This is a genomic window from Novimethylophilus sp., assembly GCF_036504375.1.
Lineage (GTDB): Bacteria > Pseudomonadota > Gammaproteobacteria > Burkholderiales > Methylophilaceae > Novimethylophilus.
In genome coordinates this window covers 1-25350 of the sequence record NZ_DASXVH010000052.1, presented here as the reverse complement: position 1 = coordinate 25350, position 25350 = coordinate 1, and the positions used below count along the sequence as shown (strand labels likewise).

At 58.0% G+C, this 25350-nt stretch carries 27 protein-coding genes; 21 read left to right on the top strand and 6 right to left on the bottom strand.

Translation table 11 applies throughout. The features are described 5' to 3' along the window. Nucleotides 1-45: 45 nt before the first annotated feature. Both prfA and hemA read right to left on the bottom strand, forming a co-directional pair. Nucleotides 46-1128, bottom strand: a complete 1083-nt coding sequence (gene prfA, locus VGK14_RS08460) for a peptide chain release factor 1 (protein WP_331508579.1) — start codon at nt 1126-1128, stop codon at nt 46-48. Nucleotides 1129-1179: 51 nt separating this feature from the next. Then, on the bottom strand, nt 1180-2430 hold the full coding sequence (gene hemA, locus VGK14_RS08455) for a glutamyl-tRNA reductase (protein WP_331508578.1): 1251 nt from the start codon (nt 2428-2430) through the stop codon (nt 1180-1182). Nucleotides 2431-2554: 124 nt separating this feature from the next. Here hemA and rpe point away from each other — a divergent pair, with 124 nt between their 5' ends. The 8 genes from rpe to hemB all read left to right on the top strand — a co-directional run bounded on the left by rpe (nt 2555) and on the right by hemB (nt 9366). Then, nucleotides 2555-3253, top strand: coding sequence for a ribulose-phosphate 3-epimerase (rpe, locus tag VGK14_RS08450; protein WP_331508576.1), 699 nt, complete (start codon nt 2555-2557; stop codon nt 3251-3253). Between the two features lie 2 nt (nt 3254-3255). Then, entirely contained in the window at nt 3256-3681 is a 426-nt protein-coding gene (locus VGK14_RS08445) for a hypothetical protein (RefSeq protein WP_331508575.1), read from the top strand. After that, entirely contained in the window at nt 3674-4372 is a 699-nt protein-coding gene (locus VGK14_RS08440) for a phosphoglycolate phosphatase (protein ID WP_331508572.1), read from the top strand. The genes VGK14_RS08445 and VGK14_RS08440 overlap by 8 nt, the downstream gene beginning before the upstream one ends. Before the next feature lie 95 nt (nt 4373-4467). Next, nucleotides 4468-5958: an anthranilate synthase component I gene (trpE, locus tag VGK14_RS08435; RefSeq protein WP_331508571.1), complete on the top strand. Its 1491-nt coding sequence runs from the start codon at nt 4468-4470 to the stop codon at nt 5956-5958. 9 nt (nt 5959-5967) lie between these two features. Continuing rightward, entirely contained in the window at nt 5968-6534 is a 567-nt protein-coding gene (locus VGK14_RS08430; RefSeq protein WP_331508570.1) for an aminodeoxychorismate/anthranilate synthase component II, read from the top strand. Continuing rightward, entirely contained in the window at nt 6534-7562 is a 1029-nt protein-coding gene (gene trpD, locus VGK14_RS08425; protein WP_331508568.1) for an anthranilate phosphoribosyltransferase, read from the top strand. Before VGK14_RS08430 ends, trpD begins: the two co-directional genes overlap by 1 nt. A 1-nt stretch (nt 7563) precedes the next feature. Further along, nucleotides 7564-8352 carry an indole-3-glycerol phosphate synthase TrpC gene (gene trpC / locus VGK14_RS08420; RefSeq protein ID WP_331508566.1) on the top strand — a complete coding sequence of 263 codons (789 nt, stop codon included), beginning with the start codon at nt 7564-7566 and terminating at the stop codon, nt 8350-8352. Between the two features lie 12 nt (nt 8353-8364). Further along, complete coding sequence (gene hemB / locus VGK14_RS08415; RefSeq protein ID WP_331508565.1) at nt 8365-9366, top strand: porphobilinogen synthase; 1002 nt, start codon at nt 8365-8367, stop codon at nt 9364-9366. A gap of 13 nt (nt 9367-9379) precedes the next feature. Here hemB and VGK14_RS08410 read toward each other — a convergent pair whose 3' ends face one another. The 3 genes from VGK14_RS08410 to VGK14_RS08400 are packed head-to-tail and all read right to left on the bottom strand — an operon-like array spanning nt 9380 to nt 13117. Next, nucleotides 9380-10141, bottom strand: a complete 762-nt coding sequence (locus VGK14_RS08410) for a flagellar brake protein (RefSeq protein ID WP_331508564.1) — start codon at nt 10139-10141, stop codon at nt 9380-9382. Further along, the gene (locus VGK14_RS08405; RefSeq protein ID WP_331508563.1) at nt 10134-10745 is read right to left on the bottom strand and encodes a hypothetical protein; all 612 of its coding nucleotides are present in this window, start codon (nt 10743-10745) and stop codon (nt 10134-10136) included. The genes VGK14_RS08410 and VGK14_RS08405 overlap by 8 nt, the downstream gene beginning before the upstream one ends. Next, the gene (locus VGK14_RS08400) at nt 10745-13117 is read right to left on the bottom strand and encodes a penicillin-binding protein 1A (RefSeq protein WP_331508562.1); all 2373 of its coding nucleotides are present in this window, start codon (nt 13115-13117) and stop codon (nt 10745-10747) included. Before VGK14_RS08400 ends, VGK14_RS08405 begins: the two co-directional genes overlap by 1 nt. Before the next feature lie 160 nt (nt 13118-13277). On the opposite strand from VGK14_RS08400, the gene VGK14_RS08395 reads away from it, so the two are divergent. The 9 genes from VGK14_RS08395 to yegQ are packed head-to-tail and all read left to right on the top strand — an operon-like array spanning nt 13278 to nt 22332. After that, entirely contained in the window at nt 13278-14345 is a 1068-nt protein-coding gene (locus VGK14_RS08395) for a pilus assembly protein PilM (protein ID WP_331508561.1), read from the top strand. Next, nucleotides 14342-14932 carry a PilN domain-containing protein gene (locus VGK14_RS08390; RefSeq protein WP_331508560.1) on the top strand — a complete coding sequence of 197 codons (591 nt, stop codon included), beginning with the start codon at nt 14342-14344 and terminating at the stop codon, nt 14930-14932. The genes VGK14_RS08395 and VGK14_RS08390 overlap by 4 nt, the downstream gene beginning before the upstream one ends. Nucleotides 14933-14934: 2 nt before the next feature. Beyond that, a complete protein-coding gene (locus tag VGK14_RS08385) occupies nt 14935-15606 on the top strand; it encodes a type 4a pilus biogenesis protein PilO (protein WP_331508559.1) in 672 nt (223 codons plus the stop codon). Further along, nucleotides 15603-16109, top strand: coding sequence for a pilus assembly protein PilP (locus VGK14_RS08380; RefSeq protein WP_331508557.1), 507 nt, complete (start codon nt 15603-15605; stop codon nt 16107-16109). The genes VGK14_RS08385 and VGK14_RS08380 overlap by 4 nt, the downstream gene beginning before the upstream one ends. 8 nt (nt 16110-16117) lie before the next feature. Beyond that, nucleotides 16118-18226, top strand: coding sequence for a type IV pilus secretin PilQ (pilQ, locus tag VGK14_RS08375; protein ID WP_331508556.1), 2109 nt, complete (start codon nt 16118-16120; stop codon nt 18224-18226). A 43-nt stretch (nt 18227-18269) separates the two neighbouring features. Beyond that, a complete protein-coding gene (gene aroK / locus VGK14_RS08370; RefSeq protein WP_331508555.1) occupies nt 18270-18785 on the top strand; it encodes a shikimate kinase AroK in 516 nt (171 codons plus the stop codon). Nucleotide 18786: 1 nt separating this feature from the next. Then, a complete protein-coding gene (gene aroB / locus VGK14_RS08365; RefSeq protein ID WP_331508554.1) occupies nt 18787-19869 on the top strand; it encodes a 3-dehydroquinate synthase in 1083 nt (360 codons plus the stop codon). Continuing rightward, nucleotides 19862-20989 carry a deoxyguanosinetriphosphate triphosphohydrolase gene (locus VGK14_RS08360; protein ID WP_331508553.1) on the top strand — a complete coding sequence of 376 codons (1128 nt, stop codon included), beginning with the start codon at nt 19862-19864 and terminating at the stop codon, nt 20987-20989. The genes aroB and VGK14_RS08360 overlap by 8 nt, the downstream gene beginning before the upstream one ends. Beyond that, the gene (yegQ, locus tag VGK14_RS08355) at nt 20986-22332 is read left to right on the top strand and encodes a tRNA 5-hydroxyuridine modification protein YegQ (RefSeq protein WP_331508551.1); all 1347 of its coding nucleotides are present in this window, start codon (nt 20986-20988) and stop codon (nt 22330-22332) included. Before VGK14_RS08360 ends, yegQ begins: the two co-directional genes overlap by 4 nt. Here the strand turns inward: yegQ and VGK14_RS08350 are convergent. Next, nucleotides 22329-22757 (bottom strand): CBS domain-containing protein, encoded by a 429-nt coding sequence (locus VGK14_RS08350; protein ID WP_331508550.1) that lies wholly within the window; start codon nt 22755-22757, stop codon nt 22329-22331. The two genes, yegQ and VGK14_RS08350, sit on opposite strands and share 4 nt — an antisense overlap. 117 nt (nt 22758-22874) lie before the next feature. Here VGK14_RS08350 and VGK14_RS08345 point away from each other — a divergent pair, with 117 nt between their 5' ends. The 4 genes from VGK14_RS08345 to VGK14_RS08330 form a co-directional block, all read left to right on the top strand. Next, on the top strand, nt 22875-23384 hold the full coding sequence (locus tag VGK14_RS08345; RefSeq protein WP_331508549.1) for a MarR family winged helix-turn-helix transcriptional regulator: 510 nt from the start codon (nt 22875-22877) through the stop codon (nt 23382-23384). A gap of 42 nt (nt 23385-23426) precedes the next feature. Then, nucleotides 23427-24341, top strand: coding sequence for a DMT family transporter (locus tag VGK14_RS08340; protein ID WP_414691712.1), 915 nt, complete (start codon nt 23427-23429; stop codon nt 24339-24341). A 46-nt stretch (nt 24342-24387) separates the two neighbouring features. Next, nucleotides 24388-25113, top strand: a complete 726-nt coding sequence (locus VGK14_RS08335) for a YebC/PmpR family DNA-binding transcriptional regulator (protein ID WP_331508547.1) — start codon at nt 24388-24390, stop codon at nt 25111-25113. Then, nucleotides 25113-25350: crossover junction endodeoxyribonuclease RuvC (locus VGK14_RS08330; RefSeq protein ID WP_331508600.1), on the top strand; the 238-nt coding region annotated here is incomplete at its 3' end. The genes VGK14_RS08335 and VGK14_RS08330, both read left to right, overlap by 1 nt.

Below are 25350 nucleotides of genomic sequence, written 5' to 3'. Positions count from 1 at the left end.
TGGCTATCGAGTAAATTTTCAGCCACAAATCCAAGGCAGGAAAGCTTAATTATCCTCACCCAGCGCCGCCAGCTGCTCGGCCTGATGCTCGCTGGCCAGCGCGTTCACCAGTTCGTCGAGATCGCCTTCGGTGATGGCGTCGATCTTGTACAGCGTCAGGTTGATGCGGTGGTCGGTGATGCGGCCCTGCGGGAAATTGTAGGTGCGGATGCGCTCCGAGCGGTCGCCGCTGCCGACCAGGCTTTTGCGCGTGGCGGCCTCCCTGGACTGCTGCTCGCGCACCTGGGCATCCTTGATGCGCGCCGCCAGCACGCTCATCGCCTGCGCCTTGTTGCGGTGCTGCGAGCGGTCGTCCTGGCATTCGACCACGATGCCGGTGGGAATATGCGTGATGCGCACCGCGGAATCGGTCTTGTTGATGTGCTGGCCGCCGGCACCGCTTGCGCGATAGGTGTCGATGCGTAGATCGGCCGGGTTGATCACCACGTCGCTCACCTCGTCCGCCTCCGGCATCACCGCCACGGTACAGGCCGAAGTGTGGATGCGGCCCTGGGTTTCGGTGGCCGGCACGCGCTGCACGCGGTGCCCGCCCGACTCGAACTTGAGCTTGGAATAGGCGCCTTGGCCCTCAATCCGGGCGATGATTTCCTTGTACCCGCCCAGCTCGGATTCGCTGGCGGAGACCACTTCCACTTTCCAGCGCTGGCGTTCGGCATAACGCGAATACATGCGGAACAGGTCGCCGGCAAACAGCGCCGATTCGTCGCCGCCGGTGCCGGCGCGGATTTCCAGGAAGATGTTGCGCTCGTCGTTGGGGTCCTTGGGCAGCAGCAGCTTCTGCAGCTCGGTTTCCGCCTGCTCCAGCCGGATTTTGCCTGCGGCCAGCTCTTCCTCGGCGAACGCTTTCATCTCGGGGTCCGCCAGCATGGCCTGGGCGTCGGCGATATCGGACTCGATTTTGAGGAACCCGCGGTAATGCTCGACCACCGGCGTGATGTCGGCGTGCTCGCGCGAAATCTTGCGGTAGTTGTCCATGTCCGCGGTCGCATTCTCGCTGGACAGCAGGCGGTTGAGTTCTTCCAGGCGCTCGCTCAAGGTGGCGAGCTTTTTCTGCATCGAGGGCTTCATCTGATCAAGTTCACTTGGGGTACAGCTTGGGTTGCGCGCGTTCCGCGCCGACTAGGAATTGTGGATCTGGTACAGCTGGCGCAGCAAGGTTTCCAGCTGCGCGCGCTCGTCGCCCCGCACGTTGTTCAAGGCGTGGCTGGGGCCGTGCAGCAGCTTGTTGGTGAGGGACTGGCTCATGCTCTCCAGCACTTGCTGCAGCTCTTCGCCATTGGCCAGCGCCTTGTGCGCCCGTTCCAGCTCGTGGCGGCGCAGCCGCTCAGCATGGTCGCGCAGCGCACGTATGGTCGGCACTGCCTCGCGCATTTCCAGCCAGTGCATGAAATTGTCGACGCGCACGTTGATGATGACCTCGGCCTCTTCCGCCGCCTGCATGCGGTTGCCTATACCTTCCTTGACGATCTCGGCGAGGTCGTCCACGGTGTAGAGGAACACGTCGTCGAGATCGGCCACTTCCGGCTCGATATCGCGCGGCACCGCGAGATCGACCATGAACATCGGCCGGTGGCGGCGCGTCTTGATCGCGCGTTCCACCAACCCTAAGCCCACGATAGGCAACTGGCTGGCGGTGGAGGTGACGATGATGTCGAAATCGGCCAGATGCTCGGGCAAGTCGGCCAGCACGATGGCTTTGCCGCCCAGCTTTTCCGCCAGCAGCGCACCGCGCTCCAGCGTGCGGTTGGCGACGGTGATCGCGGCCGGATGCTGCGCGGCGAAATGATCGGCGCACAGTTCTATCATCTCGCCGGCGCCGATGAACAGCACCTTGAGTCCCTTGAAATCGCCGAATATGCGCTGCGCGAGGCGCACCGAAGCCGCCGCCATCGATACCGAGCTGGTGCCGATGTCGGTGGTCGAGCGCACTTCCTTGGCCACGGCAAAGGTGCGCTGGAACAGCTTGTGCAGCAGCATGCCCATGGTGCCGGCGTGCTCGGCGATGCGCACCGCCTGCTTCATCTGGCCCAGGATCTGCGGCTCGCCCAGCACCATGGAATCCAGCCCGGAGGCGACGCGGAAAGCGTGCTTGACGGCCTCCTGCTGCGGCAGGCTGTAGACGTAGGGTTGTATCGTTTGCGGTTCGATGCGGTGATATTGCGCCAGCCAGTCCAGCGCCGACTGCGGCTCGTCCGTATGGCAATAGAGTTCGGTGCGGTTGCAGGTGGACAGGATCGCGGCTTCCTTGACCGCGCCGTGCGTGGTCAGGTCGCGTAATGCCTGCCCCAGACTTTCGCTATGGAAGGCCACGTGCTCGCGTACGGACAGGGGAGCGGTAGTATGGTTAACGCCAAGGGCAAACAGATGCATATGCCAATTTTCCGTTATCGCGGGTGCTTAAGCAACAATTTCAGCTGTTTATCCTGAATCGGAAAGTTTCTATAAAACAAAATGCGGTTAAAATAGTTCCTTTTTTGCGCTGGAAAGAACAATCATGGCCCAACCCTTCCGTATCGCCCCGAGCATCCTGTCGGCCAACTTTGCCAAGCTGGGGCAGGAAATCACCGACGTCCTCGCCTCCGGCGCCGATATCATCCACTTCGACGTGATGGATAACCATTTCGTCCCCAACCTGACCATAGGCCCGCTGATCTGCGAAGCCATCCGCCCGCTGACCGACGCCGTCATCGACGTGCACCTGATGGTGAAGCCGGTGGACCGCATCATTCCCGATTTCGCCAAGGCTGGCGCCAACATCATCACCTTCCACCCGGAAGGCTCCGACCATATCGACCGCTCGCTGGCGCTGATCCGCGACCAGGGCTGCAAGGCCGGCCTGGTGTTCAATCCGGCCACGCCGCTGGATTACATGGATTACGTGATGGACAAGATCGACATGATCCTGCTGATGTCGGTCAACCCCGGCTTCGGCGGCCAGAAGTTCATCCCCGAGGCGCTCACCAAGTTGAAGCAGGCGCGCGCCAAGATCGACGCCTATACCGAAAAGACCGGCCGCGAAATCTGGCTGGAAATCGACGGCGGCGTGAATACCGCCAATATCGCCGAGATCGCCCGCGCCGGCGCCGACACCTTTGTCGCCGGCTCCGCGGTCTACGGCGCGGGCAAGGACAGCGACCCGCACCGTTACGACAGCGTCATCGCCGCGCTGCGCGCCGAGCTGGCCAAAGCCTGATCATGCGTGCCCTCGCCTGCGTTTTGATGGCGCTGTCCCTTGCCGGTTGCGACAAGCTTACCGGCGCGACAGAACAGAAGATTGCGGACGCCGAGGCCATCGGCTTCGCCTGCCGCGTCTCGCAAAAGCAGCCCGAAGCCTGCATGAAGGAAAACGAGACGCAGAGTCCGTCGTCCATCCTCGACGGCTGGAAATCCGCGGACGAGGACATCAAGGCCGGCAAGCTCGACCCCACCCTGAGCAACGCGGCCTCGCCGAAAAAAGCCGCCGAAACCGCAGCGAAAGGCGATACGCCGGCCGAGGGCGAAGCCAAAAAAGACGATAAAGCCGCCGACGGCATGGCCGATGCGAAGAAAGACGGTGCCGCCAAAGACAACAAGCCGGTAGCCCCCAAGGACGGCAAAGACAAAGAGAAAACACATGGATGACGGTCAGTTGTTTCCGCTGCCGATCAAAGCCGTCGTCATCGACCTTGACGGCACTTTGCTGCATACCGCGCCGGACTTGGCCGAAGCCGCCAACCGCATGCTGGCGGACCTCGGCATGCCGCCGGTGTCGGAAAAAACGCTCAAATCCTATATCGGCAACGGCGTCGGCCAGCTCATCAAGCGCACCCTGACCGGCGACATGCATGGCGAGCCGGATGCGGAGCTGTTCGCCCGCGCCAAGCCCCTATTCGAAAAAAATTATCACGAGGTGCTGAGCCTGCACAGCCGCCCGTTCCCCGACGTGGTGGAGGGCCTGCAAGCGATGCGGCAGACGGGCTACCGGCTGGCATGCATCACCAACAAGGCCGAGCGCTTCACGGTGCCCCTGCTCAAGCAGACCGATCTGCACCATTACTTCGAGCTGATCCTGAGCGGCGACACCTTGCCGAAAATGAAGCCCCATCCCATGCCGCTGCTGCACGCCTGCGAGCATTTCGGCATCACGCCCGACAAAATGCTGCTGATAGGCGATTCGCAAAACGACACCGAGGCCGCCCGCGCCGCCGGCTGCCACGTATTCTGCGTTCCCTACGGCTACAATCATGGGAATCATGTGAGCCTGCTGGATCAGGATGCGGTGGTGGACAGTCTGCTCGCGGCAACCAGATTAATCCGTAAAGCCGACCTGTAAAGCATGAGACTCTTCAATCTTCCGGGAGAAAGCTGGCGATGGTGGCACTGAGCTGATCGCCACGCGCCCTCTCACCCAACAGATTTGGAGTTTTTATGCTGCACACGATTACCGAACAGGAATTCAACCATCTTGCCCGTCAGGGTTATAACCGCATACCGCTGGTCGCCGAGACCTTCGCCGACCTCGACACCCCGCTCTCGCTTTACCTCAAGCTCGCCAACCGGCCTTATTCGTACCTGCTGGAATCGGTGCAGGGCGGCGAACGCTTCGGCCGCTATTCCTTCATCGGCCTGCCGGCCAAAACGCGCATCGTGGCCTACGGTCGCGACGTCGAGGTCAAATCCGGTGATTCCGTCATCCAGACCGCCGGGAACGTCAATCCGCTCGATTTCGTCCAGGACTACCAGGCACGGTTCAAGGTAGCGCCCGCTGCCGGTTTGCCGCGCTTCACCGGCGGGCTGGCCGGCTATTTCGGCTACGACACGGTGCGCCATATCGAGCAGCGCCTCGCCGATACGCAAAAACCGGACGTGCTCGGCACGCCGGACGTGCTGCTGCTGCTGACCGAGGAGCTGGCGGTGGTGGATAACCTGTCTGGCAAGCTGTATTTCATTGTCTATGCCGATCCGTCGCTGGCCGGCGCCTATGCCCAGGCCTGCGCCCGTCTGCGCGAACTGCTGGAAGCGCTGCGCCAGCCGGCGGCCATTCCGTTTGCGCCGGCGATGGCGCCTGCCGCAGCCTTTTCCGAATTCGGCGAAGCCAATTTCATGGCCGCGGTGGAAAAGGCCAAGCGCTACATTTTCGACGGCGACATCATGCAGGTGGTGCTATCGCAGCGCATGAGCCAGCCTTTTGCCGCGCCGCCGCTGTCGCTGTACCGCGCCTTGCGCAGCCTCAACCCGTCGCCGTACATGTTCTACTACGACATGGGCGATCATCACGTAGTCGGTTCGTCGCCGGAAATCCTGGTGCGGCTGGAAGGCGACGTCGTGACCGCCCGCCCCATCGCCGGCACCCGCCCGCGCGGCAAGACCCGCGAGCAGGATCTGGCGCTGGCCGAAGAGCTGCTGGCCGACCCCAAGGAGCGCGCCGAGCACGTGCAACTGATGGACCTGGGCCGCAACGACGTCGGCCGCGTAGCGCAGACCGGCACGGTCAAAGTCACCGACAACATGATGATAGAACGCTATTCGCACGTGATGCATATCGTGTCCAACGTCGAAGGCAGGCTCAAGCCCGACATGGACGCGATCGACGTGCTCAAGGCGACTTTCCCCGCCGGCACGGTGAGCGGCGCGCCCAAGGTGCGGGCGATGGAAATCATCGACGAACTGGAGCCCTCCAAGCGCGGCATCTACGCCGGAGCGGTGGGTTATCTCGCGTTCAACGGCGACATGGACGTCGCCATCGCGATCCGCACCGCGGTGGTCAAGGCGGGCACACTTTACGTGCAGGCTGGGGCCGGCATCGTCGCCGACTCGGTGCCGCAGAGCGAATGGACGGAAACCCGGAACAAGGCGCGCGCCGTGCTGCGCGCCGCCGAAATGGTTCTGGAAGGCCTCGACGACGAGGCGCACCGCTAGGAGAACACCATGCTGCTGATGATAGACAATTACGATTCGTTCACTTACAACCTCGTCCAATATCTGGGCGAGCTGGGGCAGGAAGTGGTGGTGTACCGCAACGACGAGATCGATCTCCATAAAGTGGCCGAACTCAAGCCGCGCCATATCGTCATTTCGCCGGGGCCGTGCACGCCCAACGAGGCCGGGATTTCGGTGCCGCTGATCAAGGAATTCGGCGGCAGGGTGCCGATTCTGGGGGTATGTTTGGGCCACCAGAGCATAGGCCAGGCGTTCGGCGGCAACATCGTGCATGCCAAGCAGCTGATGCACGGCAAGACCTCGCCGGTGTCGCACAATAACGTCGGCGTGTTCAAGGGCCTGCCCAACCCGTTCACCGCGACGCGCTACCATTCGCTGGTGATCGAGCGCGAAACCTGCCCGGACTGCCTGGAAATCACAGCGTGGACGCCGGACAACGAAATCATGGGGGTGCGCCACAAGACGCTGCCGATCGAAGGCGTGCAGTTCCACCCGGAATCCATTCTCACCGAGTACGGGCACGAATTGCTGGATAATTTCCTCAAGAGCTACTGATGCCGCTCTCCGCCAAAGAAGCACTGCAACTGCTGCTCGAGCGCAGCGATCTGACGCATGCGCAGATGCTGGACGTGATGCGCCAAATCATGGGCGGCGAACTGACGCCGGCGCAGATCGCCGGGTTACTCATCGCGCTGCGCATGAAAGGCGAGACCGTCGACGAAATCGCCGCCGCCGCCGAGGTGATGCGCGAGCTTTCGACCAAGGTGGTAATTTCGGCCGACGAACACCTGATCGACACTTGCGGCACCGGCGGCGACGGCATCCAGACCTTTAACGTCTCCACCGTAGCCGCCTTCGTCGCGGCAGCCGCGGGCGCCAGGGTCGCCAAGCACGGCGGGCGCTCGGTGTCCTCTACCTGCGGCAGCGCGGATGTGCTCGAAGCGCTCGGCGTCAACGTCAACCTCACGCCGCAACAAGTGGCAAAATGCGTGAACGAAATCGGCATCGGCTTCATGTTCGCTCCCAATCACCACAGCGCGATGAAGCACGCCGCTCCGGTGCGTCGCGATCTGGGCGTGCGTACATTGTTCAACCTGCTGGGACCGCTGACCAATCCCGCCGGCGCCAAAAACCAGGTGATGGGCGTGTTCGACAAGGATCTGACCGGCAAGCTCGCACACGTGCTGAAGCAACTCGGCAGCCGGCACGTCATGGTGGTGCACGGCGCGGACGGCATGGATGAAATTTCTTTTGCCGGCGATACTTTTGTCGCAGAACTGAAAGACGGTCGCGTGAACGAATATGTGTTGAACCCGCAGCAGTTCGGCATGAGCTTGCACTGCGCGACGGACATCCGCGTTCAGAATGCCGGTGCGTCCAAAGATATGCTTCTGTCCGTGCTAGAGGGCCAGGCAGGCCCGGCCCGCGATATCGTATTGCTCAATGCCGGCGCGGCAATTTATGTCGCAGGCATCGCGGACAGCCTGAAAGCGGGCATTGCCGCCGCCGCCCAGGCCATAGATACCGGAATCGCCAAACATAAACTTGAGCAATTGATAGCGCTGTCGCAGCGCACGGTGTGACATGTCCGACATCCTGAAGAAAATCCTCGATACCAAGCACGCCGAAGTGGTCGAGGCGCGAGAAACCAAGCCGCTGATCCTGATGCGCAACGAAGCGGAAGACGCGCCGCCGCCGCGCGACTTTATCGGCGCCATTCAAGCGAAAATTGCCGCAAGCCGGCCGGCGGTGATCGCCGAGATCAAGAAGGCCAGCCCGTCGAAAGGCATCATCCGCGAAGATTTCCGGCCGGTGGCAATCGCCGCGACCTACGCTGCGCATGGAGCGGCCTGCCTCTCGGTGTTGACCGACAGACAGTATTTCCAGGGCAGCCCGGAATACCTGCAGCAAGCCCGAGCGGCCTGCGACATCCCGGTGTTGCGCAAGGATTTCATGATCGAGCCCTATCAGGTCTATGAAGCGCGGGCAATGGGCGCTGACTGCATATTGCTGATCGTCGCTGCATTGAACCTGCCGCGCATGAAGGAACTCGAAGCGCTGGCGCACGATCTCGGCATGGCGGTGCTGGTCGAAGTGCATGACGGCGAGGAACTCGACCTGGCGCTGCAACTGGATACGCCGCTGATCGGCATCAACAACCGCAATCTGCGCACCTTCGACGTCACGCTGGACACCACGCTGGAGCTATTAAACCGCATCCCGCAGGAACGCATCGTCGTAACCGAGAGCGGCATTTTCACTCCCGCGGATGTCGCATTGATGCGCAGCCACAACGTCAATACCTTTCTCGTCGGCGAGGCCTTCATGCGCCAGCCCGACCCCGGCGTAGAATTGGCCAGAGTTTTCGGATAAGGGAAGAGCATTATGGGTACCTATGGCAAACATCCTGCGGCACGCCCGCGCCGCATGCGCCGCGACGATTTCTCGCGCCGCCTGATGCGCGAGAACGTGCTGACCGCCAACGACCTGATTTATCCGGTGTTCGTGCTGGACGGCGCAAACCGCGTCGAGAATGTGGCCTCCATGCCCGGCGTGCAGCGCCAGAGCATAGACGTGCTGCTGAAAACGGCGGAAGAATGCGCCAAGTTCGGCATCCCCGCACTGGCGCTGTTCCCGGTGGTGGATCAGTCGTTCAAGAGCATGGATGCCGCGGAAGCCTACAACCCGGACGGGCTGGTGCCGCGCACGATCAAGGCATTGAAGTCGTCCTTTCCGCAGCTCGGCATCATCACCGACGTCGCGCTCGACCCCTACACCATCCACGGCCAGGACGGCCTGATCGACGGCAGCGGCTACGTGCTGAACGATGAAACCGTGGCGGTGCTGGTAAGGCAGGCGCTGTGCCATGCCGAAGCCGGCGCCGACGTGGTGGCGCCGTCCGACATGATGGACGGGCGCATAGGCGCGATCCGCCAGGCGCTGGAATTCGACGGCCACATCCACACCCGCATCCTTGCCTATTCGGCGAAATATGCTTCCAGCTTTTACGGCCCGTTCCGCGATGCCGTGGGTTCGGCTGCCAACCTGGGCAAAGGCAACAAGCATACCTATCAGATGGACCCGGCCAATTCCGACGAGGCGTTGAAAGAAGTCGCGCTGGATCTGGAGGAAGGCGCGGACATGGTCATGGTCAAGCCCGGCATGCCCTACCTGGATATCGTGCGCCGGGTGAAAGAAGAATTTGGCGTGCCGACGTTTGCCTATCACGTCAGCGGCGAATACGCGATGCTCAAGGCAGCGGCGCAGAACGGCTGGCTGGACGAGCAAGCCTGCGTACTGGAAGCGATGCTGGCCTTCAAGCGCGCCGGGGCGGACGGGATTTTGACTTATTACGCGCTGGACGTTGCGCGCTGGCTTAAAGACTGATCCAATTAACCGATCAGTGGCCGGGAGCGTTAGCGATGCGTTCCCGCTCGAGCTTGATGATGTAACGCTGGATCAATGCCTGTATGCCGGGCCGCATATCGACGAACTGGCATCCGGCCCGCAAGCTTTTATTGCCGTTTTTCATTGTCACTTCCCAGGTGCTTTGGATGGCTAGCGTGAATTCGGCCGTCCCTACACCGGGCAATTCCACCCGGCAGCCGGGAAATGTCGCGCCGACTTCGAACGCCACACCAAGCGGCTGGGCAATAACGATACCTATGCCGCCGGCGCTGATATCCGCGATCGTTATATCGACGGTCATGCCCTCCGCGGTAGGAATCTTGCATTTGAGCGGATTGATGACCGGCGTCGTCAATCGGTAATATTCGCGCCGCTGCAAGCGCAAGATCTGCTGGGGGATGGCGATCCGGAAGGCATCGCGTCCTTCGAAAGCATCGCTTTCTATGTGACTGCTGACCCACTGCACTTTCACGCTGTCCAACGTCGTGACGAAAATGATTTTTTCGCTTTTGAGTATGCGCTGGTTGACGGCCGGATTGGAGCCATAGTCCAGCATCACCGTATTGGCATCGGGGTCCACGGCCAGTACGGAAGTCAGCAATAGCTCATTTCCCGCGTTGAAAAACGCGCTCACCATTTCATTGCGACTGATCAGACCGCGAAAAGTACGCACGATTTCCAGGTTGCTGTGCACCAGGAAGCGGGAATCGTCCGGCGTTGAAGAGAGTTCAAATTTTACGTCGCTGTCATTCATGGATTTCGTTGAGCAGGCTTTCCACAGCCACCGGCCGAGCACGCGAAACTACACCGCCTGCGGCATTACGCGGCGAAGTGCGCGCATCTTCGGGCGAAAAAATAATGAGCCGGATCGGCCCGCTTGGGCCTTCCAGCGTAAATACCGGCACCTTGCGCCGCTCGCCGCCGTGATGGTAGCTTTTCTCGCTAGTCTGATACGATATTTTATTATTTAACAGGAAAATTTCCACCTCTTTGTCGCTGTCGACAAAAAGATGAATATCGGTTTCGGCGTGGCGACCCGCCGTACCGTCCAGCACCGACCCGGTTAATTGAGGATCAAAGCGCTCCAATAGGCGCATCGTGGCAAGCGCATCGGTACGCAGTCGGTGCAGCGCGGCGGCATGCTCTTCCGCGTGATAAATTTCCTGATGAATTCTCAGCGCCGATTCGATTTCGGCATTTCCCGGCAGACAATTCGCGTCCGTCATGCCGAGCTGCCGTGCCGCCTTGCGCTTGGCGAAGGCATAATCGGCGATGCCTTCTTCCGCCATCATGCGTGCGGCTTGCTGCGCAACCAGCTGCCTGAGGTGATGCTGGCGCGTAGTGGAATCCTTGGACATCAGAATAGCTGATCCTGCAGCATCGGACTGACGCCGCCTCCGCCTCCACCCGGCGGCGGTATTGCGGGCTCCTCTCCATCGAGAATATTGCTTTCGCCCGAGTGTGCCAGCGGCGGCAGGAATTCCTGATAAAAATATTCATACAGGCCGCTTTCGTTTTCATCCACCCGCAAACCTGTCAGCGGATTGACCTTGGCCTGCACCACTCCCGGCGGAACAGGATATGGCTCATCCGGCACGCCCTGCAGCACTTTGCCCATATAACTGATCCACATCGGCAATGCAGCGTGGCCGCCAGTTTCCTGATTGCCCAGCGTACGCGGCTGGTCGAACCCGATCCAGGCCACCGCGACTTGTGTCGGGTTATAACCGGCGAACCAGGCATCCACCAGATTATTGGTGGTACCGGTCTTGCCTGCGAGATCGTAACGCCCCAGCTCACGCGCCTTGGCGGCGGTACCGATGCGAGCGACGTCGCGCAGGATGCTGGTCATGATGAAGGTATTGCGCGGATCGACGACATGCTCCGCACCGGCACCGGCACTCACCGGTTTAGCCTGCTCGATCAGTTTACCCTGGGCATCGGTGATCTTCGCGATCAGATAAGGCTGTACCCGGTAGCCACCGTTGGCAAACACGGAATACGCGCCGACCATTTGCCACGGAGTCACCGAGCCGGCACCCAAAGCCATTGCCAGATAGGGCGGGTGATCCTTGGCGGAAAATCCGAAGCGCTGAATATAGTCCTGTGCGTAAGGCACGCCGATATTCTGCAGGATACGAATCGACACCATGTTCTTGGATTTGGTAAGCGCGGTACGCATGCGCATCGGTCCTTCGAATTTACCGTCGAAGTTTTGCGGCGTCCATTCGCTGCTGCCGGTTTCGGCGGCACTGATCACGATAGGCGCATCATTAATGACGGTAGCGGCAGTCAGCCCTTTTTCCAGCGCCGCAGAATAAATAAACGGCTTGAAACTGGAACCGGGTTGCCGCCAGGCCTGGGTTGCATGATTGAATTTATTGCGGGTAAAGTCGAAGCCACCCACCAGTGCACGGATAGCCCCGGATTGAGGATCTGCGGCCACCAGCGCAGCTTCCACCTGGGGCAGCTGTACCACGCTCCATTTGCCGTCGTTGGCCTGGTATAGCCGAATGATGGAGCCACGCTTGATTTTCTGCTTATCGGCAGCTTTTTCCGCAAGTGTCCTGGCTACCAGCTGCAGGCCATCGCCGGTGATTTCTTCGATATGCCCATTCTGGCGGTAAGCCTTGATACGCTTGGGCGATGCATCCAGTACCACCGCCGGCACCAATCCGCCAAATTCCTGCACATCATCCAGCGCGTCGTCCATCAGTGCCTCCAGCGAGCCCTGATCTCCATGCGCCAGGTGAACCAGTCCTTCCGGACCTCGATAATTATGGCGCTTGTCATAATCCAGAACGCCGCGCAGCACGGCTTCATTGGCGGCAAGTTGGTTTTTCTTGAGGATGGTAGTGACCACCTTCATTCCGCTGCTATAGATGCTTTCCTGGTAACGCGAATACAATTCCTGACGCACGATCTCAGCCACATAATCAGCTGCGAGATCACGCGATTGGCGCGATGCCTTGAAGTGCAGCTCCTGCTTGAGGCTGGCCTGATACTCGCTTTCGCTGAGGAATTTCAATTCGCGCATGCGCTTCAGCACATAATTCTGGCGCGCCTCGGCACGTTTAAGGTTAGCGAAAGGGTTGTAGCGCGACGGTGCCTTTGGCAGCCCGGCCAGCATTGCGAATTCGGCAGCATTCAATTTATCGAGCGGCTTGCCGTAATAGACTTGAGATGCGGCGGCAAAACCATACGCCCGCTGCCCCAAGTAAATCTGATTGATATACAGCTCAAGAATACGGTCTTTGGAAAGACTATGCTCGATTTTGATAGCCAGCAACGCTTCACTGATTTTGCGCTTGAGGGTTTTTTCGCTGGAGAGGAAAAAGTTGCGCGCCACCTGCATGGTGATGGTACTCGCCCCTTCTTTGGCTCCGCCTGCACTCAGATTGGCGAATGCGGCACGCAGCACACCCAGGGTATCGACTCCCCCATGCTGATAGAAACGCTCGTCCTCCGCCGCCAGAATGGCTTGTTTCATATGCAGCGGAACATCTTCAATTTTGACCACCGCACGCCGCTCTTCGCCAAACTCGCCAATCAGATAGCCATCTTCGGAATATACGCGCAACGGCACTTTCGGCCGATAATCGGTCAACGATTCAAGAGAAGGCAGATCGGGATATATCAGCACGGCCGCCAGGCCGATCAGCGAAGCTACCGCAAGGACGGCAACGACCGTTGCTAGGATCAGGTATTGCCACCATTTATTGAGAAACATGGGAAAAATTTTCAGCACAGTTTTTTCAAAATGGATTATATGCCGCACGGCAAATAAATGAAAATTAAAAAAAATCTTTACAGTGTCGATAGTTGTTGCTAGGATTTAACGTAAATTGTTTGCTTAGCCCGTAACTGATCGATATAGAAGGGATTTCGGGTTGTTTGATTTCTTTAAAGATCATGCTCCACCGCTTATCGGTGTCGACATCAGCTCGACCACAGTGAAAATGGTGGAATTGGCCGATGACGGCAAGGGCGCTTATCGGCTCGAGCGTTACGCCATCGCACCGCTGCCCAGGGATGCCGTGGTGGACGGTAATATCGCCAGCCTGGAACACGTCAGCGAGACCATTCGCCGCGCCTGGAAATTGATGGGGACGCGCGAAAAGAATATTGCACTGGCACTGCCCGCGGCCGCGGTCATCAGCAAAAAAGTCAATATGCTGGCTGGCTTGAGCGAAATGGAAATGGAGCTTCAGGTTGAAGCCGAGGCCAATCAGTACATTCCGTTTTCTCTGGATGAGGTCAATATCGATTTCCAGATATTGGATACCGTCCCCAACAACCCTCAAAATGTCGAAGTTTTAATCGCAGCGTCCAAGAAAGAACGCATTGAAGACCGGATCGCCGTCGCCGAGGAAGCCGGGCTCAAGGCGGTCGTCATGGACGTGGAAACCTATGCTACTGAAGCGGCGTACAGCCTTGCCGCCAGCCAGCTGCCCAACGCCGGCAGCGATCAAACGGTCATGATCGTCGATGTCGGTGCGCAAATGATGCATATCAATGTGTTGCATGACAATCAATCGGTCTACACCCGCGAACAGCCTTTTGGCGGCAATCAGCTGACGCAGGAAGTTATCCGTCGCTACGGCTTGTCCCCGGAAGAGGCCGAAATAGCCAAACGTAAAGGCGGACTGCCGGATAATTACGACGCCGAAGTATTGCAGCCATTTGTGCAATCACTGGCGATGGAAATTGCGCGCGCGGCACAGCTTTTCACCAACTCCACCCAGTTTGGCATTGACCATATCATGCTGGCGGGCGGCTGCGCCTCCATCGCCGGAGCCGACGAGGCAGTCGGAGCGCGTACGCAGCTCCATACGGTAACAGCCAATCCTTTTGCCAATATAGCGCTGGCCAAACATATTAATGCCACCCAACTGGCTGCGGACGCACCTTCATTGATGATCGCCTGCGGTCTGGCAATGCGGAGATTCGACGCATGAGAATTCGCATCAATCTACTGCCGCACCGCCAGATCAAGCGTGCCGAACAACAGCGCCAGTTTGGGCTCATGGCCGCGGCGGTACTGACTCTTGGCCTCGCCATTATTTTTACCGGATATACGTATATCGGCACCGATGTTGCGGCGCAGGCATCCAGAAACCAGCGGCTAAAGGATGCGATCGCAAAGCTGGACAATGAAATCAAGGAGATCGATGGCCTGAAGGCGAAAATTGGCGAACTCAAGGATCGCATTCAGGCGGTGGAATCGTTGCAAAACAACAGGTCCCGCGCAGTGGTGATGCTGGATGAGATCGCCCGCCAGATACCGGAAGCCGTAGCCCTGAAAAGCCTCAAACAGACTGGCGATCTCATCACAATGGAAGGCGTGGCGGATACAAATGCTCGGGTTGCCGTCCTGGTGAAGAATTTAAGCAACTCGAACATATTATATTCACCACAGTTAATTCAAATTGTTTCGTCTAACCAAAATAACCAAAAAATGAGTGCATTCACGATGACGGTCAAACTGAAGTCGGCCACACCCGATTCTGATGCCATGAAGCAGCTTCAGCAGAAAAGAGGCTAGCCATGAACCTCAACGATCTGCGCAATATTGATTTCAAGAATATCGGCAGCATGCCGCTGCCTGTCAAGGGTGTGTTATTGCTGGCAATCCTGCTGGTAGTGGTTGCTGCGGGCGGATGGTTTATCTGGAAACCGATGCTGGACGACCTGCAAATAGCGCGGGATGAAGAATGGGGGCCAGACAAAAATAGCGGTTTACGAAGCGCTTTTGAAACTAGGATGGCCCAGGCAGCCAATCTTGATAAATATAAGGCGCAATTAAAGGAAGCCGAGCAGAAATCCAATGCGTTGCTTAAACAGCTCCCGGATAAGTCCCAGATGGACGGGCTGTTGACGGATATCAATCAAGCTGGCATAGGCCGCGGGCTGGAGTTCGACTTGTTCAAGCCCGGCGCTGAGAAGCCATCCAATCTTTATGCGGAAATGCCCATCAATATTCGCGTGCTGGGCGTTTATCACGATCTTGGCGCGTTTGCAGCCGATCTTGGACAAATGTCTCGCATCGTAACTTTGAGCGAAATCTCTATCGTTCCCGTCAGCGCCAAAGACAGCAAAGGCAACGCTCAAATCAAATTGAGCATGGATGCCATCGCCACGACTTTCCGGGCTCTGGATAAAAGCGAGGCGCCAGCCCCCAGCAAGAAAGGCGTTTCACCCAAGAGGCAAGGTTCATGAGGCTGTTTACCCTGTTGTTGACATCGCTACTGATATTGGCCGGTTGCTCCGGGGGGAAAGAGGACGATCTCGACCGCTGGATGAAAGAGCGCATGTCTCAGGTCAAAGGCAAGATCGTACCATTGCCGGAATTGAAAAAGTACGAACCTTTAATGTACAACGCAGATGGCTCGCTTCATGATCCGTTTAAAGCGCGTAGCGCCGCTGACAGCGGTAGATCCGGAGGATTGAAACCGGATCTGAGTCGCCTGAAAGAACCCTTGGAATCTTTCCCCCTGGAAAGCCTCAAATTTGTCGGTTACCTGGAGCAAGGCAAGAAGAGCGTGGCATTGATCATGGCTCCGGATAACGCGGTGTATCAGGTACAAGTGGGAAATTACATGGGTCAGAATTACGGCTTAGTTACGAGTCTTAGCAAGGACGAGGTCGCTATTAAAGAAATGCTGCTGGACACGACGGGCGAGTATGTGGAACGTCGCGTTACAATCAATCCGCAAGAGTAGGTGCCAAAATGATTAATTATCAATACATGAAATTTAGATGGCTGGGCGCATTGCTTGCCATGGGGCTTTTGGCATTGAATGCGAGCGCGGCGGACAACTCCGGAGCAGACGTTGCGAGTGATTCAAACACGGTGGAAAAGATCGATTACTCGGCGTTGCCAGGAGGCAAAGTCGTTGTAAAAGTCACGCTCAAACAAGAACCGGCGCAGCCTCCCGCAGCGTTCACCACTGCAGCTCCACCACGCATTGCGCTTGATTTCGTGAATGTAGGCAATCACTTACCAAAAAATGCGATAAATGCGGGTGATGGCCTGCTGCGAAGCATGAACGCAGTTCAAGCCAATAACCGAACCCGCATCGTGCTCAACCTCAACAAACCAGCCACATACTCTACAAGCATTGAGGGCCGCACCGTACTGGTCACGCTGCAGGCTAACGGTAGTGCGGGGGTTCCAGACGCGGCTACTACGCACTTTAGTCAGGCAGTAACCGGCCTGCAAAAGAATGCTTTGAAAAATGTCGATTTTCAGCGCGGAAAAAATGGCGAAGGCCGCATCATTGTTGATCTTGAGGAAGCAGGCACAGGCATCGACATTCGCCAGCAAGGGAAAAATCTGGTGGTGGAATTCCTCAACACCGCCATCCCGGCAAAAATGGAACGGCGGCTTAATGTAACGAATTTTGCCACGCCGGTACTCACTGTCGACACCTACAGGCAGGGACAGAACATCCGCATGGTGATCGAGCCTAAAGGCGATTGGGAACATTCAGCCTATCAAACGGATCGGCGCTTTACCGTTGAGGTGAAGCCCATCGTATTCGATCCCAACAAAATCATGCAGGGATCAAAAACCGGCTTCAGCGGCGATAAACTTTCACTGGATTTCAATGGGATAGATGTAAAGAGCTTATTGCGTATCATAGGGGACTTTACCGGCAAGAATGTGGTGGTTTCAGATGCCATACAGGGAACCATCACTTTGCGTCTGAAAGATGTGCCATGGGACCAAGCCCTGGACATCATCATGAAACAGAAAGGCCTGGGCATGGACAATCTCGGCAACACCCTGGTGTTCGCACCCAAGGATGAGATCGCCACGCGCCGCAAACAGGATCAGGAGCAGGAAAACCAGATTGACGATATCAAGCCTTTGGTGACGCAATCGTTTGAAGTCAAATACCAAAAGGCCGCAGATATCAAGACACTGATCAGCGATGCCAAGCAGCCCTTATTGTCAAAACGTGGCAGCGCGGTTGTTGACCCTGTGACCAATACGCTGTTCGTCAAGGACATTGACACTTCGCTGGCGAAAATCCAGGAAATTCTGAACAAAGTGGATATTTCGGCACGCCAGGTGCTGATCGAAGCCCGTATCGTCAACGCAGATGAGAGCTTCAGCAAGAGCCTGGGGGCAAAGTTCGGCGTCACCAAAAAGAACGGTAATAACGCATTCAGTTCGCATGTCGCCAATTCCCAAAATCTTGCCACTAAAACAACGACACTGGGCCAAGTCCAGGATCTGAACGTCAACCTGCCAGCCACCAGCGCAACGGGCTCCGCGTTGTCTTCACTGGCGTTTACCTTGTTCAAACTGCCTGCCGGCTTCCTGCTCAATCTCGAGCTTTCGGCGGCGGAGGCCGACGGCAAAACCAAGATTATTTCCAGCCCGCGTGTCATCACGGCCAATCAGCAACAGTCGAGTTTCGATTTCGGCGAAGAAATCCCGTATCAGCAGGCCAGCAGTTCAGGTGCAACCAGCGTAGCTTTCAAGAAGGCTACATTGGGCATATTGGTAACACCGCAAATCACGCCTGACGACAAAATTGGCATGGATATCGAGGTCACCAACGACTCGCGCGGCAAGGACACTACCGCAGGACCGGCCATCAACACGAACAAAGTCAAGACCAAAGTGCTGGTGGATAATGGCGAAACAGCAGTGCTCGGCGGCTTCTATAAGGAAACCAAGAAGGACGCCAATGAGCGCGTACCTTTCTTCGGCGCGCTGCCGATCGTCGGCCCATTGTTCCGCTCCAACGCCAGAGAGGACAGCAAGCAGGAAATTCTGTTCTTCATCACGCCCAAGATCATGTCCGATTCAATGCAGCTGAATTGATCTTTGTTGGTAGGCACTGGGCTATCCGGTAGAATTGCCCGTCATGAGAGTGGCGGGCAATATTTTTTTGGTAGGCCTGATGGGTGCCGGCAAGACCACAGTGGGCAAACTGCTGGCAAAATCGCTGGGTAAAACCTTTTACGATTCCGACCACGAAATCGAGCGGCGCACCGGCGTCAATATTCCTCTAATTTTCGAACTGGAAGGCGAGGCCGGATTTCGCAAACGTGAGGCCCAGGCCATCGCTGAATTGGCTAAGTTACAGGATATTGTTCTAGCCACCGGAGGCGGAGCAGTGCTGCTCACCGAAAATCGCCAGATGCTGGGAAACAATGGCAAGGTCATCTATTTGCGCGCCAGTGTTGAAGAGCTGTGCCATCGCACACGCGGCGATCGCAATCGCCCTTTATTGCAGACGGAAAATCCGCATGAACGCTTGCAAATGCTCTATTCCCAACGCGATCCGCTTTATAATGAAATTGCCGATGTTGTTATAGACACGGGTGGACAGCCCGTCGGCACGATAGTCGCCCAAATCGAAAACAGTCTCAAAGCCTGATATGCAAACGCTCAATGTAGAATTCGCGGAACGCAGCTATCCCATCCACATCGGGCAGGACCTGCTTGCCCGGGCCGACCTGATTCGGCCGCACCTCAAGCGCAAACAGGTCGCCGTGGTAACCAACACCACCATCGGGCCGCTTTATCTGGAACAGCTTTGCGCACCTCTAAGGCGTGAAAACGTTGACATCGTCACTATCATCCTGCCGGATGGCGAGCATTACAAGAATGCCGAAATACTAGGCAAGATTTATGATGCGCTGCTGGAAAACCGCTGCGAACGCGGCACGACATTGCTTGCGTTGGGTGGCGGCGTCGTCGGCGACATGACCGGTTACGCGGCGGCGACCTTTCTGCGGGGTGTTCCGTTCATTCAAGTACCGACGACCCTGCTGGCCCAGGTGGACTCTTCCGTAGGCGGCAAAACCGGCATCAACCACCCGCTGGGAAAGAACATGATAGGCGCGTTCTGGCAACCGAAACTGGTGCTGGCAGACACGCGCACGCTGAATACCCTGCCGGACCGCGAGCTTTCCGCCGGTCTGGCGGAAATCATCAAATACGGGCTGATTCGCGATCCCGAGTTTTTCGTCTGGCTGGAACAGAATATGCCGCGCTTAATGGCCCGCGAACCCGCAGCGCTGGCCTATGCCGTACGCCGCTCCTGCGAAAACAAGGCGGCCGTCGTGGCTGCCGACGAACGCGAAAACGGCGTGCGTGCCTTGCTCAACCTGGGCCATACCTTCGGCCATGCGATTGAAGCCGGCATGGGTTACGGCGTCTGGCTGCACGGTGAAGCCGTCGCCGCCGGAACCATGCTGGCCGCGGATTTGTCGCGCCGTCTCGGCTGGCTCAGCGATGCGGATGTATCGCGTATTGCAGCGATCCACCAAGCCGCCAACCTGCCCGTAGCTGCGCCGCAACTCGACCCTGATACCTACCTGGATTTGATGGGCCTGGACAAAAAAGTGCAGGACGGCAAGATACGGTTGATTCTGCTGCAAGCCATAGGCAAGGCCACATTTACCGCCGATTACCCGCCCGCACTGCTGCGCGATACGCTTGCCGCAGCCCATGCTTGAGCTTGCCCCTTACGCCGCGCAACCCGAACGCACGCGCGGCAGACGACATCAGGAACCCCCTCCGCTGGGACGCAACGAGTTCCAGCGTGACCGCGACCGCATCATCCACTCCACCGCCTTCCGCAGGCTGGAATACAAGACGCAGGTCTTCGTCAATCACGAAGGCGACCTGTTCCGCACCCGCTTGACGCATAGCCTGGAGGTAGCCCAGATCGGGCGCGGCATCGCGCGCAACCTAGGCCTGCACGAGGATCTGGTAGAAGCCATTGCGCTGGCACACGACCTCGGCCACACGCCGTTCGGCCATGCCGGACAGGATGCGCTCAATGAATGCATGCGCGGGCACGGCGGTTTCGAACACAATCTGCAATCGCTGCGCGTTGTGGACGAACTGGAACAGAAATACGCCGGTTTCGACGGCCTCAACCTGACGTTTGAAACCCGCGAAGGCATACTCAAGCATTGTTCGCGCGATAATGCCCCCTCCCTGGGCGAGCTCGGCGCACGTTTTCTGCATGGCCACAGCCCATCGCTCGAAGCGCAGGTTGCCAACCTGGCCGATGAAATTGCCTATAACAACCATGACGTGGACGACGGCCTGCGTTCGGGACTGATTTCCATCGAGCAGTTATCGCAAGCGTCCCTGTTTTCACGTCAGCTGGAAGAAGTGCGCCGACTGTATCCCGTGCTTTCCGGACGCCGCCTGATCCACGAAACCGTACGCCGCATGATCAACACGCTGGTAGTCGATTTATGCCGGCAAAGCGAGTGCAATATCGCCGAGAGCGCCCCTATCGATATCGATGCGGTGCGCACGGCAGAGCCATTGATTGCTTTCAGTAGCGCCATGCAGCAGGAGCAGCGCGAGCTCAAGCGGTTTCTGCATGCCAACCTGTACCGGCATTACCGGGTCAATCGCATGAGCAGCAAAGCCGGTCGCATCATCCGCGAGCTGTTCCATGCGTTTATCGAAGATGTAACCCTGTTACCGGACGAATTTCAGGCCAGAGCGAAAGATAGCCGCGCCCGCGCCATCGCAGACTATATCGCCGGCATGACCGATCGTTACGCCATTCTGGAACACCGCCGCCTGTTTGCAATAGAAGACCAACCACTATGAAAGCACCCGAATTATTGGCGCCTGCCGGTGCGCTGGAGAAAATGCGTACCGCTTACGATTTCGGTGCCGACGCGGTATATGCCGGCCAGCCGCGCTACAGCCTGCGTGCGCGCAACAACGAGTTTGCGTTGCCGCAACTGGCGCAGGGCATAGAAGAAGCCCATCAGCGCGGCAAGCTGTTTTATGTCGCCTCCAACCTGATGCCGCACAATGCCAAGCTCAAGAGCTATCTCGCCGATATGGCACCGGTCATTGCGATGCGCCCGGATGCGCTGATCATGGCCGACCCCGGCCTGATCATGATGGTGCGTGAAAAATGGCCGGACATGCCGGTGCACCTGTCGGTGCAGGCCAATACCGTCAATTATGCCGCGGTCAGGTTCTGGCAGGCACTGGGACTCTCCCGCGTGATACTTTCGCGCGAGATCTCTCTGGACGAAATCGAGGAAATCCGCCAGCAGTGTCCGGACATGGAGCTGGAAGTCTTCGTCCACGGCGCGCTGTGCATCGCCTATTCCGGCCGCTGCCTGCTGTCGGGCTATTTCAACCACCGCGACCCCAATCAGGGCACCTGCACCAACTCCTGCCGCTGGGATTACAAGGTACACGATGCCGAGGAAGATCCGGCTGGCATCATCCAGATCAAGGATTTCGATTTCCGCGCCGAGATGGAGCAATCCGCCTTGTCCGACTGCGGCAGCCTGCCACGTCATCCGCTGGCGGACCAGGTATACCTGATCGAAGAGCGCGAACGGCCGGGCCAGCTGATGCCGGTCCTCGAAGACGAGCACGGCACTTACATCATGAACTCCAAAGATCTGCGCGCGATACAGCACGTCGAACGGTTGCTGCGGATAGGTATAGACTCGCTCAAAATCGAAGGACGCACCAAGTCTCTTTATTATGTTGCGCGCACCTCCCAGGCTTATCGCAAGGCTATCGACGATGCCATGCAAGGGCAGGCATTCGATTTATCGTTGCTGTCCGATCTGGAAAGCCTCGCCAACCGCGGCTATACCGACGGCTTCTATCAACGTCACTCCACGGTAGAGCACCAGAATTATCTGCGCGGCCATTCGGAGTCGGAGCGACAGCAGTACGTGGGAGATGTGGTCAACTACGATGCGGCGAGCGGATTGGCGGAAATCGCGGTGAAAAACCGTTTTGCCGTGGGGGACCGGCTGGAAATCATCCATCCGGCAGGCAATCGTGAAATCAAGGTCGAAAAATTGATCGGTATATCTGGCGAAGCCGTGAACGAAGCACCCGGCAGCGGCTATCGGGTACGTCTGCCGCTACCGGGTGGAAATGTCGAACGGGCGCTGGTGGCGCGTTTTCTTTAACCCTTGATGTAATTCTCCAGTTGCGAAATTAGAAATTTCTGATGTTCGATCGTTTCCTTCACGATATCGCCGATTGACAGCAGACCGACCACCTTGCCATCGTCCACGACCGGCAAATGGCGCACACGCTTGTCTGTCATCAAGTTCATGCACTGTTCTATCGTCGTATTGAAACTGATGGTGAGCACTTTGCTGGTCATGATCTCGCTGACGGACGTGGTTTTAGAAGTTTTCCCCCGCAAAATGACGTTACGGGCGTAATCCCGCTCAGAAATGATTCCCGCCAACCGATCTCCATCCATAACGACCAGGGCTCCGACTTCCATTTCCGCCATGATCAGCAAGGCATCGTAAACGGTAGCGTCTGGCGTTGTCGAAAGTACCCGGCTGCCTTTTTGCTCCAGCAGTTGTCGCACGGTCTTCATGGTGTTCTCCTCATGGTTATTGGCTTTATCGAGAAATATTACTCCTTTTCGGGCAAATGCAGATATGGTTTTGGCTTGTGCGCTTGACATGGTTAGCCAGCTAACTACAATGTACCCATGCTGCAGCTCCGCGACCTTCCCACCCCCGCAATTCTGCATAAATTCGCGCAGCGCTATCCCGACGCGGATATCACAGCAGTGGTCACCTTCCTGCATTTGCTGCGAACCGCAACCGATCTGTCCGATGCCCTTGACGCCTGTTTGCAGCAGCATGCGCTACTGCAGGGCCGCTGGTGGGTTTTGATCCTGTTGATGCGCGAGGTGGACGGCACCGCAGCACCATCGGCACTGGCCGACAAAGCAGGAGTTTCCCGCGCGACGATGACCGGCTTACTGGATGGCCTCGAGCGCGACGGTCTGGTCGAGCGGGTACTGGGCAATCATGACCGGCGCCGGGTCGCGATTCATCTGACGGCGGCCGGCCAGGCCAGGCTGGATGAGGTAATGCCGGATTATTACCAGCGCGTCCGACGCTTGATGGCTCCGCTCGGCGAGACAGACCGAAAACAGTTTATCCAACTGCTCGACCGCATTCAGGCTGGCATTTCCGAACTTTCCGGCAGCTAGCCTGATCTTCATACCCTCGGATTTTCGAAAGCATTTGCCTTGATCAATAAACCGGAACATCCTGCCGCGGCAATAGCCGCCTTGATGCTGTTGTCCGTCATATGGGGCTACAACTGGGTAGTCATGAAACTGGCGCTGCTCCATATCGGCGCTTTCCAGTTCGGTGCCATACGCACGTTTCTCGCAGCCATCATGCTGTTCGCCGTGCTGCTGATGCAGAAGAAAACGTTGCGCCCACAGCATCTTGGGCGGCTGACGCTGATCGGAATACTGCAAACCAGCGGTTTTACCGGACTCATCATCTGGGCGCTGGTAGAAGGCGGCGCGGGCAAGGTGGCGGTGCTGACCTACACCATGCCGTTCTGGGTCATGGTGCTTGCCTGGCCGTTGCTGGGCGAAAAAATCCGCGGGTTGCAATGGCTGGCGGCAATGGCTTCAGTCGTCGGTCTGACACTTATTCTGGAGCCGTGGCACATGCACGGAAACCAGCTCAGCAATGCACTGGCGGTATTGGCCGGCGTGAGCTGGGCGCTGGCGGTGATACTCGCCAAGAAACTGCATCATCGCTCACCGGATATGGATCTGCTGTCGTTCACCGCATGGCAGATGCTGCTCGGCTCGCTGCCCATCGTTGCGGTGGCGCTGCTGTTGCCGGCACCGCCGATTCAGTGGACCAACTACCTGGTAGGTGCCGTGGCTTACAACGTCGTCGCCTGCAATGCGCTGGCCTGGCTGCTATGGTTATATGCGCTGAAGCGCATGCAGGCCGGCGTTGCCAGCATGATCTCGCTGTTGGCGCCGGTCATCGGCGTGCTGGCCGCCTGGCTGCAATTGCACGAGGTGCCGTCCCAGCTGGAAACGACCGGCATGCTGCTGATCGCCCTGGCCTTGGCGCTCATTGCCTGGCACGGCATCCGTCGCCACGAAGAGGTTGACCCTGCCATCGGCCAGGAATAGTCCTGTGGTAAAATTCGCACGATTTCAATGAATTATTGAGGTAGTCATGGCAGGACATAGCAAATGGGCCAATATCCAGCATCGCAAGGGCCGTCAGGATGCCAAACGCGGCAAGATATTCACCCGTCTGATCAAGGAAATCACCGTTGCCGCCCGCATGGGCGGAGGCGATGCGGCGATCAACCCGCGTTTGCGGATGGCGGTGGACAAAGCCAAGGGTGAATCCATGCCCAAGGATAATATCGAAAATGCGATCAAGCGCGGCTCGGGCCAGCTGGACGGCGTGAATTACGAAGAAATCCGTTACGAAGGCTATGGCATCGGCGGCGCTGCGGTGATGGTCGACTGCCTCACCGACAACAAGACACGCACGGTGGCCGATGTGCGCCATGCGTTCTCCAAGCATGGCGGTAATCTCGGCACCGACGGTTCGGTGGCCTTCCTGTTCAAGCACTGCGGCAGCCTGCTGTTCGCCCCCGGCAGTAACGAAAACCGGATCATGGAAGCCGCGCTGGAGGCCGGGGCGGAAGACGTCGTCACCAATGACGACGGCAGCATCGAAGTCATCACCACTCCCAACGATTTCACCGCGGTAAAGGAAGCGCTGGAGGCAGCGGGTTTGACGGCCGAAATGGGCGAAGTGACGATGAAAGCTGCCACTGAAACCGTGCTCACCGGCGATGACGCAGTGAAAATGCAGAAACTGCTGGACGCTCTGGACGATCTGGACGACGTGCAGGAAGTCTACACCTCTGCAATGATCGAGGAGTAATCACGGCGCGCATTCTCGGCATCGACCCCGGCCTGCGGATCACCGGCTTCGGCGTCATTGAAAAAACCGGCGAAAAGCTGGCCTATATCGCCAGCGGCGTCATCAAAACCGGCGCTGGCGGCGAGCTGCCGGCACGCCTCAAAATCATTCTCGACGGCCTAGCCGAAGTGATGGCGACTTACCATCCCGAGCAAGTCGCCATCGAGAAAGTGTTCGTCAACGTCAACCCGCAATCCA